The following is a 15,717-nucleotide window of genomic DNA, read 5'->3' as shown; positions in this document are numbered from 1 at the left end:
CGAGAACACGAACGCCGTACGGCCCTGGGAGCGCACCCCGGTGACCACCCCGGCCGCCGGCGCACCCTCGGCCAGCGACCGCAGCCCCGCGAGCAGTCCGTCCCGGTCCGTGCCGACGGCCGCCGCGCGGTGGGGGAAGTGGCTGCGGGTGGTGGCGAGGGAGTGGGCCAGGTCGAGCGTGGTGACGCCGTCCCGTTCGGCCACCGTGAGGAGCTTGCGGGCCTGCGCGGCCAGTGCCTGCGGCGTGCGGGCCGACAGCAGCCACGGCACCGGTGTCGCGCCCGTCAGCGGCTGCTCCTGGCGGACGGCGGGGGCCTCGGAGCCGTCCGGGGCGTCGGCCCGCTCCTCCTCCGGTGCCTGTTCGAGGATGACGTGGGCGTTGGTGCCACCGAAGCCGAAGGAGGAGACGGCGGAGCGGCGCGGGTGGTCCGTCTTCGGCCACTCCCTCTCCTCGGTGAGGAGCTCCACGGCGCCGGAGTCCCAGTCCACGAACGGGGACGGCTCCTCCGCGTGCAGGGTGCGGGGCAGGACGCCGTGACGCATGGCCTGCACCATCTTGATGACACCGCCCACGCCGGCCGCCGCCTGCGCGTGGCCGATGTTGGACTTCAGAGAGCCCAGCAGCAGCGGCTTCTCGCGCTCCTGCCCGTACGTCGCGAGCAGGGCCTGGGCCTCGATCGGGTCGCCGAGCCGGGTGCCGGTGCCGTGCGCCTCCACCGCGTCCACGTCGGCGGCCGTCAGCCCCGCGCTCGCGAGCGCCTGCCGGATCACCCGCTCCTGGGACGGGCCGTTCGGGGCCGTCAGACCGTTGCTCGCACCGTCCTGGTTCACCGCCGAACCGCGCACCACGGCCAGCACCTTGTGCCCGTTGCGGCGGGCGTCGGAGAGCCGCTCGACCAGCAGCAGGCCCACGCCCTCCGCCCAGCCCGTGCCGTCCGCCTGCGCGGAGAACGACTTGCAGCGGCCGTCCGCGGCCAGGCCCCGCAGGCGGGAGAACTCCACGAAGGCGACCGGGGTGGACATGACGGTGACGCCGCCGGCCAGGGCGAGGTCGCACTCCCCCGCCCGCAGCGCGTTCGCCGCCAGGTGCAGGGCCACCAGCGAGGACGAGCACGCCGTGTCCACCGTCACCGCCGGGCCCTCGAAGCCGTAGGTGTAGGCGAGGCGGCCGCAGGCGATGCTGCCCGCACTGCCGCTGAACAGGTAGCCCTCCACGTCGTCCGGGGGCAGGTGCGGACGGGAGCCGTAGTCGCTGTACATCACACCGGTGAACACGCCGGTACGGGAGCCGCGCAGCCCGGCCGGGTCGACGCCGGCGCTCTCCAGGGTCTCCCACGCGGTCTCCAGGAGCAGGCGCTGCTGCGGGTCGACCGCGACCGCCTCGCGCGGCGACATGCCGAAGAACTCCGGGTCGAACCGGCCCGCGTCGTGCAGGAACCCGCCGTGCCTGCCGTAGGAGGTGCCGACCCGGTCGGGGTCGGGGTCGTACAGCGCCTCCAGGTCCCAGCCGCGGTCGGTGGGGAACCCGGTGACCGCGTCCGTGCCCTGGCGCACCAGTTCCCACAGGTCGTCCGGGGAGGCGACGCCGCCGGGATAGCGGCACGCCATTCCCACGATCGCGATCGGTTCCCGCTGCCGGTCCTCGGCCTCGCGCAGCTTCCTGCGCGCGTCGCGGGCGTCCGCGATGGCCCGCTTGAGGTAGTCGCGGAGCTTCCCCTCGTCCGCCATGGTTCTCAACTCCTGCTCGTGGTGTGGTCGATGGCTTCTGGTGCCGTCGGGAGCGCCGCGCTCAGTCGAGTTCGTCGACGAGGGCGAACAGTTCTTCGTCGGAGGCGGTGTCCAGGTGGTCGTCCGTGCTCTCGCCGTTCTCGCCCTTCCCGCCGGCGGACCCGGGGCCGCCGTGCGCGAGGTCCGCCGCGTCGAGCAGCTCGCGCAGCTGTGCGGTGATCCGCCGGTGGGCGTCGGCGTCCGAGGCGGACTCCTCGATCGCGGCCCTGAGCCGGGACAGCTCGGCGAGGACCGGCTCGCCGGGCGGGGTGTCCACGACGAGCTGGGTGAGGAGGTTCGCCGCGAGCGCCGCCGGTGTGGGGTGGTCGAAGACGGTGGTGGTGGGCAGCCGCAGACCGGTCGCGGCGTTGAGCTGGTTGCGCAGTTCGACGGCGGTCAGCGAGTCGAAGCCGAGTTCCAGGAAGGCCCGGTCGGGGTCGACGGCGTCCGCACCGGTGTGGCCGAGGACCGCGGCCACCCGGGCGCACACCAGGGCGGTGAGCGTCCGCTCGCGTTCCGCGGGCGACAGCGGGGCCAGCCGCTGCGCGAGCCCCTCCCCGCCGCCGTCGCCGGTGGCCCCCGCCGCGGCGGCCGTCCTGCGCGGCGCGGTGGCGGGCACCAGGGCCCGCAGCAGCGTCGGGACGCCGCCGGACGCCCGCAGCGCGGCGGTGTCGAGGCGGCTGACGCCGAGCACCGGCTCGCCGGTGGCGGGCGCGGCGTCGAACAGGTCCATGGCCTCGCCGCTCGCCAGCGGCAGCAGACCCGAGCGGGCCAGCCGGCGCAGGTCCGCCTCGCCGAGGTGACCGGCGATGGAGCCGGTCTCGCCCCACAGTCCCCAGGCGAGCGAGAGACCGGGGAGTCCCTGGGCCCGGCGGTGGGCGGCGAGGGCGTCGAGGAAGGTGTTGCCCGCGGCGTAGTTGGCCTGCCCGGCGGTGCCCAGCAGTCCGGCCACGGAGGAGTACAGGACGAAGGCGGTCGGGTGCAGGTCCCGGGTCAGCTCGTGCAGGTGCCAGGCCGCGTCGGTCTTCGGCCGCAGCACACCGTCCAGCCGCTCCGGGGTCAGCCCGTCGAACGGCACGTCGTCCAGCACACCGGCGGTGTGCACGACGGCCCCCAGCGGGTCGTCCGGGCCGAAGCGGTCCAGCACCCCGGCGAGCGCCGCACGGTCGGCCACGTCGGCGGCGGCGAAGGCCACCTCGGCACCCGACTCCCGCAGCTCCGCCGCCAGTTCTCCGGCGCCGGGCGCGTCCGCACCCCGGCGGCTGACCAGCAGCAGCCGCCGTACGCCGTGCCGCTCCACCAGGTGCCGGGCCGCGATGGCGCCGAGCGCGCCGGTGGCGCCGGTGATGAGCACGGTGCCGTGGTCCCAGCGCGGGGCGTCCCCGTCGGGCTCACCGGCGGGCCGGGTGCGGGCGAGCCGCGGGACCAGCAGCCGGCCCTCGCGGACCGCCAGCTGCGGTTCGTCGCCGGACGCGGCCCGGGCCAGCACGTTGCCGTCCACGGTGGCGTCGGTGTCGAGCAGCACCAGACGCCCGGGGTTCTCGGTCTGCGCGGAGCGCAGGAGTCCCCACACCGGGGCGTGCACCAGGTCGGTGACGTCCTCGCCGGGTCCGGCGGCGACCGCGCCCCGGGTCACCACGACCAGCCGGGTGTCGGCGAGCCGCGGGTCGGCCAGCACGGTCTGCACGTCCGCCAGGACCCGGTGCGCCGCGTCCCGCAGCAGGTCGGGCAGCTCCGCGCCGGCGGCCGGCCGCGCGGGTACGGGCAGCAGCACGCCGGAGGGTGCCGTCCCGCCCTGCTCCAGGGCCCGGACGAGGGCCGCGGCGTCGGAATGACCGCGGGCCGCGTCCAGGAGGGAGCCGAGGGAGCCGGGCTCGCCGAGCACGGCCCAGCCGGCCGGGTCGAAGGCGCCCGGCGCGTCCGGCAGGGGTGTCCAGTCGAGGCGCAGCAGGCCCTCTCCCGCACCGGACGCCCGGAGCGCCCCGGCGGACAGCGGCCGCAGGGAGAGCTCCTCGACGGTCGCGACGGGCGCGCCGGTGCCGTCGGCCACGGTCAGGCGGACGGTGGGCGAGTCGGCGTCGCCGCCCTGGAACGCGAGGCGGACCCGCAGGGTCACGGCGCCGGTGGCCGCCACGGTGACGGCGGACCAGGAGAAGGGGAGCAGGGAGCGGCCGTCGTCACCGGCGACCCCTGGGAGCAGGGAGTGCAGCGCGGCGTCGAGCAGCGCGGGGTGCAGCACGAACCGGGCCGCCTCGGCGCGCCGGTCCTCGTCCAGGGCGACCTCGGCGTAGAGATCGGTGTCCGTCGTCCACAGGCGGCGCAGGTTCCGGAACGCCGGGCCGTAGGCGTAGTCGTGCTCGGTGAGCCGCTCGTAGACGCCGGTCAGGTCGGTCTCGGCGGCGCCGGGCGGCGGCCAGGCCGTCAGGTCGTCCGCCGCGGTCCGCTCCGTGGCGGTGCCGAGCCGGCCCTGGGCGTGCAGGGTCCAGTCGCCGTCGGTCGTGCCGGTCGTGCCTCCCGTGCCGGTCGGCCGGGAGTAGATCCGCACCGGGCGTCCGCCGCCCTCGTCGGCGGCCTCGGCGACGAGCTGGACCTGTACGGCGCCGCGTTCGGGCAGGATCAGGGGCGCGGCCAGGGTGAGGTCGTCGACGCCGGGGGTGCCGAGCTGGTCGGCGGCCCGGAGGGCGAGTTCGAGCAGTCCGGTGCCGGGCACCAGGACGACGCCGCCGACGGCGTGGTCGGCCAGCCAGGGATGGGTGCGCACCGACAGGCGGCCGGTGATGACGTGCTCGTCGCGGTCCGCGAGGGAGACGGCCGCGCCGAGCAGCGGGTGGCCGGTGGCGGTCAGGCCGAGGCCCGCGGCGTCCCCGTCGGGGCGGGCGGGGTCCTCGATCCAGTACCGCTGGTGCTGGAAGGCGTAGCCGGGCAGGTCGGCGGTGCGGGCGCCGGGGAAGACGGCGTCCCAGCGCAGCCGGGCGCCGCGGGCGGCCAGCAGGCCGAGGGCGGCGGCGAAGGTCTGGTTCTCGTCGCGTCCCCGGCGCAGCGCCGGGGCGAGGGCGCCGGCCTCGGTGGTGAGGGACTCCTGGACGAGGGCCGTGAGGACACCGTCCGGGCCGAGCTCCAGCCACTCGGTGACGCCTTCGGCCGCCAGCAGCCTCACGCCGTCGAGGAAGCGGACCGCGCCGCGGATCTGGGACGCCCAGTAGTCGGGCGAGGTGAGCTGTCCGGCCGTGGCGAGTGCGCCGGTGACGTTGGAGACCACCGGGATGCGCGGCGGGTGGAAGGTCAGTCCCTCGGCGACCGTGCGGAACTCGTCCAGGACGTCGTCCATGTGCGCCGAGTGGAAGGCGTGGCTGACCGGCAGGCGCTTGGTGCGGCTGCCGCGCTCCCGCCACAGGGCGGTCAGCTCGTCGACGGCGGAGGCGTCACCGGAGATGACGGTGGAGCGGGGGCCGTTGACGCCGGCGACGGTCACCCGGTCGCCGTACCCGTCGAGGGTGGCGCGCACCTCGTCCTCGGACGCCTCCAGGGCCGCCATCGCCCCGCCCTCGCGGGCGGCCTGCATCAGCCGGCCGCGCTCGGCGACCAGCACGCAGGCGTCGGGCAGGTCGAGCACACCGGACAGATGGGCCGCGGTCACCTCGCCGATGGAGTGGCCGAGCAGGTAGTCGGGGGTGAGCCCGTGGTGCTCGGCCAGCCGGAACAGCGAGGTCTCCAGGGCGAACAGGGCGGCCTGGGTGAACGCCGTCTGGTCGAGCAGGGCGGAGTCGGCGGAGTCCTCGGGGGCGAAGAGCACGCTCTTGAGGGGGCGGTCGAGGAGGCGGTCGAGATGGGCCGCGACCTCGTCGAACGCGGCGGCGAACACCGGGGAGGAGGCGTACAGTCCGCGGCCCATGCCCAGCCGCTGCGAGCCCTGTCCGGTGAACAGGAAGGCGGTCTTGCCGCGGGGTGCCCGGCCGGCGTGGACGACAGCGGGCGAGGGCTCCCCGTCGGCGAGCGCCCGCAGGGCGGTGACCAGTTGCTCGCGGTCCCCGGCGAGGACGGCGGCGGCGTGGCCGTGCAGGGCGCGGGTCGTGGCCAGCGAGTGGCCGAGGTCGCCGACGCTCACGTCGGGACGGGCCTCGACGTGCGCGGCGAGCCGGGCCGCCTGGGCCTGGAGCGCCTGGGCGCCACGGGCGGAGACGAGGAACGGCGCGACCGGCACCGCGGGCGGCTGCTGGGTCTCCTCCTGGGCAGCGGGCTCGGTGTCGTACTCGGGGGCCTGTTCGATGATGACGTGGGCGTTGGTGCCGCTGATCCCGAAGGAGGAGACGGCGGAGCGGCGCGGGTGGTCGGTCTCCGGCCACTCCCTCTCCTCGGTGAGGAGTTCGACGGCGCCGGACTCCCAGTCCACGAACGGGGAGGGCTCCTCCGCGTGCAGGGTGCGGGGCAGGACCCCGTGGCGCATGGCCTCGATCATCTTGATCACACCGCCGACACCGGCGGCGGCCTGCGCGTGACCGATGTTGGACTTCAGCGAGCCGAGCAGCAGCGGCCGTTCCCGGTCCTGCCCGTAGGTGGCCAGGAGCGCCTGCGCCTCGATCGGGTCGCCGAGACGGGTGCCGGTGCCGTGCGCCTCCACGGCGTCCACGTCGGCGGGCGAGAGACCGGCACTGGCGAGTGCCTGCCGGATCACCCGCTCCTGGGCGGGTCCGTTGGGCGCCGTCAGGCCGTTGCTCGCGCCGTCCTGGTTGACCGCCGAGCCACGGACCACGGCCAGCACCTTGTGCCCGTTCTTCCGGGCGTCCGACAGGCGCTCGACCAGCAGCAGGCCGACGCCCTCCGACCAGCCCGTGCCGTCCGCCCGCGCGGAGAAGGACTTGCAGCGGCCGTCCTCGGACAGCCCGCGCTGCCGGGCGAACTCCACGAACGGGGTGGGGGTGGCCATCACCGTGACACCGCCGGCCAGGGCGAGGTCGCACTCCCCCGCCCGCAGCGCGTTCGCCGCCAGGTGCAGGGCGACCAGCGACGAGGAGCACGCCGTGTCCACCGTCACCGCGGGGCCCTCGAAGCCGTACGTGTACGACAGGCGGCCGGAGACGACGCTGGAGAGGTTGCCGGCGAGCAGGAACCCCTCGTACTCGGCGGGGCTCTCGGACAGCCGGGAGGCGTAGTCGTCGTACATGGCCCCGGTGAACACGCCGGTACGGGAGCCGCGCAGCCCGGCCGGGTCGAGCCCGGCGCTCTCCAGGGTCTCCCACGCCGTCTCCAGCAGCAGGCGCTGCTGCGGGTCGGTGGCCATGGCCTCGCGCGGCGACATGCCGAAGAACTCGCGGTCGAACAGGTCGGCGTCGTGCAGGAACCCGCCGTGCCGGCTGTACGAGGTGCCGGTCCGCTCGGGGTCGGGGTCGTACAGCGCCTCCAGGTCCCAGCCGCGGTTCGTGGGGAACTCGGTGACCGCGTCCGTGCCCTGGAGCACCAGCTGCCACAGGTCCTCCGGCGAGGCGACGCCGCCGGGGAAGCGGCACGCCATGCCGACGATCGCGATCGGCTCGTCGGCGGACACGGCGGTACGGGGTGCGGGGGCGGCCGTGGCGGGGCGGGTGTCGGACACCCGGGAGAGCACGAAGTCGGCGAGCGCCTGGGCGGAGGGGTGGTCGAAGACGGCCGTGGTGGGCAGCCGCAGTCCGGTCGCGGCGTTGAGGCGGTTGCGCAGTTCCACACCGGCGAGCGAGTCGAACCCGAGGTCCTTGAAGGCGCGTCGCGGGTCGAGCGTGCCCGCGTCGGCGTGGCCGAGGACGGACGCGACCGTGCTCCGTACCAGGTCGTGCACCGTGTCGTGGCGCGCCTCCGCGGGCAGTGCGGCGATGCGCTCCGCCCAGTCGCCGCCCGCGCCCTGCGCGGCGCGGGCCGCGGTGCGGCGCGGACGGGTGCCGCCGGGCCGGCGCAGCAGGACCGGGGCCTCGTCGCCGCGGGCACGCGGCACGGACAGGTCCAGGGCGACGGGGACGCTCAGGGCGGGGCCCTGCGCGAGTGCCCGGTCGAACAGGGCGAGTCCGTGCTCCGGGGTGAGCGGGCTGATGCCCGTGCGGCGCCAGCGGGCGAGGTCGGCGTCGCCGAGCGTGCCGCCCATGCCGTGCGTGCCGTCCCACAGTCCCCAGGCGAGCGAGACGGCGGGCAGTCCCTGTGCCCTGCGGTGGGCGGCGAGGGCGTCCAGGTAGGCGTTGCCCGCGGCGTAGTTGGCCTGTCCGGCGGTGCCGAGGAGACCGGAGACCGAGGAGAACAGGACGAAGGCGGCCGGGTGCAGGTCCCGGGTCAGCTCGTGCAGGTGCCAGGCCGCGTCGGTCTTCGGCCGCAGCACACCGTCCAGCCGCTCCGGGGTCAGCCCGTCGAACGGCACGTCGTCCAGCACACCGGCGGTGTGCACGACCGCGGTGAGCGGGTCGTCCGGGCCGAAACGGTCCAGCACCCCGGCGAGCGCCGCACGGTCGGCCACGTCGGCGGCGGCGAAGGCCACCTCGGCACCCGACTCCCGCAGCTCCGCCGCCAGTTCTCCGGCGCCGGGCGCGTCCGCACCCCGGCGGCTGACCAGCAGCAGCCGCCGTACGCCGTGCGTCTCCACCAGGTGCCGGGCGAACAGGGCGCCGAGGCCGCCCGTACCGCCGGTGACGAGCACGGTGCCCGCGGCGCCGAGGGCCGGTGCGGTGTCCGTGTCCGGGGCGGCGGGGGTGGTCCGGGCGATGCGCGGGACCGTCAGCCGGCCGCCGCGCACGGCGAGTTGCGGTTCGTCCGTGGCGAGGGCCGCGGCGATCAGCGCCTCCGTACCGGCGGTGTCGGCGGCGGCGCCCGGTTCGATGTCGAGCAGGACCAGGCGGCCCGGGTTCTCCGACTGGGCCACGCGGGCCAGGCCCCAGACGGGGGCGCTCGCCAGTGCGGTGACGTCCTCGCCGGGCGCCGCCGCGACGGCGCCCCGGGTGACGAGGACCAGGCGGGCGTCGTCGTAGCGCTCGTCGGTGAGGAAGCGCTGCATCAGGCCGAGCGCGGCGGCCGCGGTCCCGTGGGCCGCGGCGGCCTCGTCCCGGCCGGTGTTCTCGGTGTTCTCGGTGTTCTCGGTGTTCTCGGCGTTCTCGGCGTTCTCGGTGTTCTCGGTGAGGAGCCGGTCGACACGTACCAGAACGGCGTCGAGGTCCGTGCCGTCCGTGTCCTCCCCGTGAGGCAGTTCACCGTTCAGCGCCTCCGCGATCCGCACCGCGGCGGGAGCCGTGGCGGGCGCGGGCAGCGCCGTCCACTCCACGGAGTACAGGGCGGCGGGGCCCTCGTCGGCCGGGGTGAGGCGGTCCCGGGGGACGGGCCGCAGCACCAGCGAGTCGACGGTGACGACGGGCTGGCCGGCGGTGTCGGTGGCGGTCAGGGAGAAGGTGTCGGTGCCCGTGGGCGAGATGCGGACGCGCAGGGTGGTCGCCCCGGTGGCGTGCAGGACGGTGTCGCCCCAGGAGAACGGCAGCCGGATCGCGTCGGCCGCGTCGGCGCCCGCGAGGTCGGCGGCGTGCAGCACCAGGGGGTGCAGGACCGCGTCGAGGAGCGCCGGGTGGGCGGCGAAGCGGTCGGCGTCCGTGTGCTGCTCCTCGGGCAGGGTCACCTCGGCGTACAGGTCGCCGTCCCGGTGCCAGAGGGCCGTGAGCCCCTGGAAGGCGGGCCCGTAGTGGTAGCCGAGGTCCGCGAGGCGCTCGTAGACGCCGTCGAGCGACCGGGCGGTGGCGCCCTGCGGCGGCCATGCCTCCTGCGGTACGTCGGCGGGCTCGCCGGCCGGGGCGAGGACGCCCGAGGCGTGGCGGGTCCAGGGGTGGTCGTCGTCGGGGGCGCCGTCGCGGCGGCCGTACACCGCGAAGGGGCGCGCACCGGAGGTGTCGGGGGCGTCGACGGCGACCTGGAGGCGCACCGGGCCCTGGGCGGGCAGGACGAGCGGCGCTTCGAGGGTGAGCTCCTCGACGCGTTCGGCGCCGAGCCGGCCGCCCGCGGTGAGGGCGAGTTCGAGGAAGGCGGTGCCGGGGAGCAGGACCGTGCCGCCGATGGTGTGGTCGGCCAGCCAGGAGTGGCCCGCGGTGCCGATGCGGCCGGTGAGGAGCCGGTCCTCGCGTCCGGCGAGCTCCACCGCCGTGGACAGCAGCGGGTGGTCGGCGGGGTCGAGGCCGAGGCCCCGGGCGTCGGTGGTGCCGGTGTCGGCGGCGAGCCAGTAGTGGGCGCGCTGGAAGGCGTACGTCGGCAGGTCGACGCGGCGGGCGCCGGGGAAGAACGTGCCGGGGTCCAGGGGCGCGCCCCGGGTGAGGGCGGCCGCCAGTCCGGTGGCCAGCGTCCGCTGCTCGGGGCGCCCGCCGCGCATCAGCGGGATCGCCGCCGGTTCGCCGGACAGGCTGTCGCGCACCATGGAGGTCAGGACGGCCTCGGGGCCCGCCTCGACGAAGACGGTGGCGCCGTGCCGCTCCAGGGCGCGGGCCGCGTCCAGGAAGCGGACGGTGCCGCGGATCTGCCCGGCCCAGTAGCCGGGTGAGGCGAGGGCCGCGGCGTCGGCGAGCTCGCCGGTGACGGTGGAGACGATCGGGATGCGCGGCGGGTGGAAGGTCAGCCCCTCGGCGACGGTGCGGAACTCCTCCAGGACGTCGTCCATGTGGGGCGAGTGGAAGGCGTGGCTGACCTGGAGCCGGCGGGTCCGGCGGCCCTGCGCGCGCCAGCGCTCGGCGACCTCCTCGGCCGCGTCCTCGTCGCCGGAGATCACCAGGGCGGTCGGGCCGTTGACGGCGGCGATCGCGAGCGTGCCGGCGTGGCGGGCGAGGTCGTCGGCGAGTTCGGCCTCCTCGGCCTCGATCGCGATCATGGCGCCGCCGGTGCGGGCCGACTCCATGAGCCGTCCCCGGGCCGCGACGAGCAGGGCCGCGTCCTCGAGCGAGAGGACACCGGCGACGTGGGCGGCGGTCAGCTCGCCGATGGAGTGCCCGGCGAGCAGGGCGGGGGTGAGGCCGTGGTGCTCCAGCAGCCGGAACAGCGCCGTCTCGACCGCGAACAGGGCGGGCTGGGTGTACGCGGTGCGGTGCAGCAGCGCGCCGTCCTCGCTGTCGGCGGGAGCGAACAGCACGTCACGCAGGGGGCGCCGCAGGTGCGGGTCGAGGGCCGCGCAGACCTCGTCGAGGGCGGCGGCGAACACGGGGGACGTCTCGTACAGTTCGCGGCCCATGCCGTTGCGCTGCGCGCCCTGCCCGGTGAACAGGACGGCGGTGCGTCCGGTGCCCGCGACGTCCCCGGTCACCAGGTCCGGCGCGTCGGTGCCGTGGGCGAGGGCGTCGAGCCCGGCCAGGAAGGTGTCGGGGGTGGTGCCGAGGACGACGGCCCGCCGGTCGAGGCGGGAGCGCGTGGTGGCCAGCGAGAAGCCGATGTCCGCGGGGTGGGCGCCGGTGGCGGCGACGTGGTCGCGCAGCCGGGCGGCCTGGGCGCGCAGGGCCGCGTCGTCCCGGGCGGTGATCAGCCAGGGGGCGGGCGTGGCCGGCTCCGGGCGGTCGGGGGCGGCGGGGGCCGGCTCGTCGGCCGGGTCGTGCTCGACGACGACGTGGGCGTTGGTGCCGCTGATGCCGAACGAGGAGACGGCGGCGCGGCGCGGGCGGTCGGTGCGCGGCCACTCGGTCTCCTCGGTGAGCAGCTCGACGGCACCGGACTCCCAGTCCACGAACGGTGTGGGCGCGTCCACGTGGAGGGTGCGGGGCAGCACGCCGTGGCGCATCGCCTGCACCATCTTGATGACACCGCCCACGCCGGCGGCGGCCTGGGTGTGGCCGATGTTCGACTTCAGCGAGCCCAGGAACAGGGGGTGTTCGCGGTCCTGCCCGTAGGTGGCGATGACCGACTCGGCCTCGATGGGGTCGCCGAGCTTCGTACCGGTGCCGTGCGCCTCGACCGCGTCGACCTCGGCGGGGGCCAGGCCGGCGTCGGCGAGGGCCTGGCGGATGACGCGCTCCTGGGAGGGGCCGCTGGGCGCGGTGAGGCCGTTGCTCGCGCCGTCCTGGTTGACGGCCGAGCCGCGGATGACGGCCAGCACCGGGTGGCCGTTCCTCCGGGCGTCGGAGAGCCGCTCCACCACCAGCAGGCCCACGCCCTCCGCCCAGGAGGTGCCGTCGGCGCCCGCCGCGAAGGACTTGGAGCGTCCGTCGGCGGCGAGGCCGCGCTGCCGGGAGAACTCCACGAACATGCCGGGCGAGGACATCACGGTGGCGCCGCCCGCCAGGGCGAGGGTGGTCTCCCCGGAGCGCAGCGACCGTACCGCCAGGTGCAGCGCCACCAGCGAGGACGAGCAGGCGGTGTCGACGGTCACGGCCGGGCCGACGAGTCCGAGCTGGTAGGCGATGCGCCCGGACATCACGCTGGGGGTGGTGCCGGTCAGGACGTGGCCCTCCACGGTGTCGGGGGCCTGGTGCATCCGGGGGCCGTAGTCGAGGGCCGTGGCGCCGACGAACACGCCGGTACGGGAGCCGCGCAGCGTGTCCGCGTCCAGGCCGGCCCGCTCCAGGGCCTCCCAGGCGGTCTCCAGCAGCAGCCGCTGCTGCGGGTCCATGCCCAGCGCCTCGCGCGGGGAGATCCCGAAGAGGGTGTTGTCGAACAGGGCGGCGTCGTGCAGGAAGCCGCCCTCGCGCACGGAGCTCTTGCCGTTCTTCCCCGGGTCGCGGTCGAAGAGTTCCTCGTCCCAGCCGCGGTCGGTGGGGAAGCCGGAGATCGCGTCGCCGCCGTCGGCGAGCAGCCGCCACAGGTCCTCGGGCGAGGCGATGCCACCCGGGTAGCGGCAGGCCATGCCCACGATGGCGATGGGTTCCGTGGACGCCTCGGCGGCCGGCGCCACGTCGTCGGTCGCGGCGCTCTCCCCCGCGAGCAGGGTGCTCAGGTGCTCGATGAGCGCGGCGGGCGTGGGGCGGTCGAAGAGGAGTCCGCTGGGCAGGCGCAGTCCGGTGGCGGCCGACAGCGCGTCGCGCAGCTCCACCGACATCAGCGAGTCGAACCCGAGCTCCTTGAAGCTGGTGTGCGGCTCGACGCGGCGGTCCCCGGAGTACTCCAGTACGGCGGCGATCTGCGCGGTGACCAGGCCGGTCAGGTCGGCGAGGTCGGCCGTCACGGCGGCGGGGGCGGGGGCCGGGGCGGCCTCGGGCGCCGGGAGGTCCTGCGGCAGGGCGGCGGCGCGGGCGGTGCCGGTGACCCAGTACCGCTCGCGCTGGAAGGCGTACGTGGGCAGCGGCACCCTGCGGCCGCCCTCCACCGCCGGTACGGCCGGCCAGTCGACGTCCGCGCCCCGCACGAAGGCCGTGGCGACGGCGGTGAGGAGGGTGGCGGGCTCCGGGCGGCCGGAACGCAGCGCGGCCACCGGCGTCGTGGCGTCCGTGTCGTCGAGGCCCTCGACGGCCATCGCCGAGCAGACTCCGTCGGGGCCGAGTTCGAGGAGGGTGGGGGCCCCGGCGGCCTCCAGGGCGCGTACGGCGTCCAGGAACCGCACGGGCCGGCGGATCTGCTCCACCCAGTACTCGGGCGAGGACCACTCGCCGGGTCCGACCGGCCGGCCGGTCACGGTGGAGACGGCCGGCACGGTGGGCTCGTGGAAGGTGAGGTCCGCGACGGCCCGGCGGAAGTCCGCCAGCATGGGGTCCATCAGCGGGGAGTGGAAGGCGTGCGAGACGGTCAGCCGGCGGACGGTGCGGCCCTGGGCGCACAGCCGGGCGGTGATCCGCTCGACCGCCTCCTCCGCTCCCGAGACGACCGTGGACAGCGGGCCGTTGACGGCGGCGACCGCGGCCGCCGGCTCGTCGGCGAGGAGCTCCGCCACCTCCTCCTCGGCAGCCCGGACGGCCACCATGACACCACCGGACGGGAGGGCCTGCATCAGTCGGCCGCGGGCCGCCACCAGGCGGGCCGCGTCGTCGAGGGAGAGCACCCCGGCGGCGTGGGCGGCGGCTATCTCGCCGATCGAGTGCCCGGCCACGAAGGAGGGGACGACGCCCCAGGAGGCGACCAGGCGGTACAGCGCCACCTCCACGGCGAAGATCGCGGGCTGGGTGTAACCGGTGTCGTCCAGGCCGTCGCCGGAGTCGATCACCTCGCTCAGCGGGCGGTCGAGCAGCGGGTCCAGGTGGGCGCACACCTCGTCGAAGGCCTCGGCGAACACCGGGAAGGCACGGCGCAGTCCGCTGCCCATGCCGACGCGCTGGGAGCCCTGGCCGGTGAAGACCAGGGCGGGTCCGCCGGGGCGCGCGGTGCCGGTGACGACCCCGGGGGCGGGCGCGAGCGCGGCGAGGGCGGCGAGCCCTTCGAGCAGCGTGTCGCGGCCGTCGCCGAGGACGACCGCGCGGTGCTCGAAGACGGTGCGGTGCGCGGCGAGGGTCAGTCCGACGTCCGCCGGGTCGAGCGACGTGTCGGCGGTGACGGCGGCGTGCAGGCGCGCGGCCTGGTCGCGGAGTGCGGCGGTGGTGCGGCCGGAGACGACCCAGGGGACGGGGGACGGCTCGGACGCGGGGCCGGATGCCGGGCGGGGCGCGGGGGCGGGCTCGGGCGCCGGGTGTTCGGCGAGGACGACGTGGGCGTTGGTGCCGCCCATGCCGAAGGAGGACACACCGGCCAGCAGCGTGCGGTCGGGCTCGGGCCAGGCGGACGGCGTGCTCTGCACCCGGAGGCCGAGCTCGGCCAGCGGTATGCGCGGGTTCGGTGTCTCGAAGTTGAGGCTGGCCGGGATCGTACGGTGGGACAGGGCCAGCAGCGCCTTGATGAGGCCGACGATGCCGGCGGCCCCCTCCAGGTGGCCGATGTTGGTCTTCACCGAGCCGACCCGCAGCGCGCGCTCGGGGGCGCGGCCGGCGCCGAGGACCGCGCCGAGCGCCGCGGCCTCGATCGGGTCCCCGACCGGGGTGCCCGTGCCGTGCAGCTCGACGTACTGCACCGTCGCGGGGTCGACGGCGGCCTTGGCGTACGCCTCGCGCAGCACCTGCTCCTGGGACGCGCGGTCGGGGACGGTGAGCCCGGGGGTGGCACCGTCGTTGTTGACGGCGCTGGCGAGGATCACTCCGTAGACGCGGTCGCCGTCCGCGACGGCGCGGGCCAGCGGCTTGAGGATGACGGCGCCGCCGCCCTCGCCGCGCACGAACCCGTTGGCGCGGGCGTCGAAGGTGTAGGCCGTGCCGTCCGGCGAGAGGCCGCCGAAGCGCTCCTCGCTGACCGCGCTCTCGGCGAGGATGTTGAGGTTGACGCCGGCCACGACGGCCGCCTCCGACTCCCCCGACCGCAGCGACTCGCAGGCGAGGTGGACGGCGACGAGCGAGGAGGACTGGGCGGAGTCGACCGTCAGGCTCGGGCCGCGCAGTCCCAGGTGGTACGAGACCCGGTTGGCGATGACACCGCGGTTGACGCCCGCCATGGTGTGCTGGGTGATCGCCCGCTCACCGTGCTGGTACAGCAGGGCGGAGTAGTCGTCGCGCAGGGTGCCGACGAAGACGGCCGTCCGGCTGCCCGCCAGCGCGGCCGGCACGATCCCGGCGTCCTCCAGCGCCTCCCAGGCCAGCTCCAGCACCAGCCGCTGCTGCGGGTCCATGGTGACGGCCTCGCGCGGGGAGATGCCGAAGAATGCGGCGTCGAAGGTGTCGACGCGGTCGAGGAAACCGCCCCGGCGCATCCCGGAACCGGCGTCCTCGCCGGAGTCGGCGCCCTCCCCGGCACCGGCATCGGCCGATCCGGAACCCTCGCCGGCCTCCTCGGCCCCGGGCCCGGCGGTCACCGGCCGCCAGCGTCCCTCGGGCACCCCGGTCACGGCGCTCGTGCCGGTGCTCAGCAACTCCCAGAAGCCCGCGGGACCGTCGGCGCCGGGCAGCCGGCAGGAGACTCCGACGACCGCGATGGCCTCGTCGCCTCCCGCACGCGCCGCGGACGTCCCAAGGTGCTGCTCGTTCGTCATCGCGCTCG

General features: G+C 76.1%; 2 protein-coding genes. Both read right to left on the bottom strand.

Going from position 1 to position 15,717, the window contains the following annotated elements; genetic code table 11:
- A partial coding sequence (locus IEZ04_RS11385) for a type I polyketide synthase (protein WP_189216609.1) occupies positions 1–1,728 on the bottom strand: 1,728 nt, incomplete at its 3' end.
- Positions 1,729–1,789: 61 nt separating this feature from the next.
- Positions 1,790–15,709, bottom strand: a complete 13,920-nt coding sequence (locus tag IEZ04_RS11380; RefSeq protein WP_189216608.1) for a type I polyketide synthase — start codon at positions 15,707–15,709, stop codon at positions 1,790–1,792.
- Between the last annotated feature and the right edge of the window lie 8 nt (positions 15,710–15,717).

It is taken from the genome of Streptomyces ruber, assembly GCF_014648075.1.
GTDB lineage: Bacteria > Actinomycetota > Actinomycetes > Streptomycetales > Streptomycetaceae > Streptomyces > Streptomyces ruber.
This window is presented reverse-complemented; position numbering and strand designations above follow the sequence as displayed.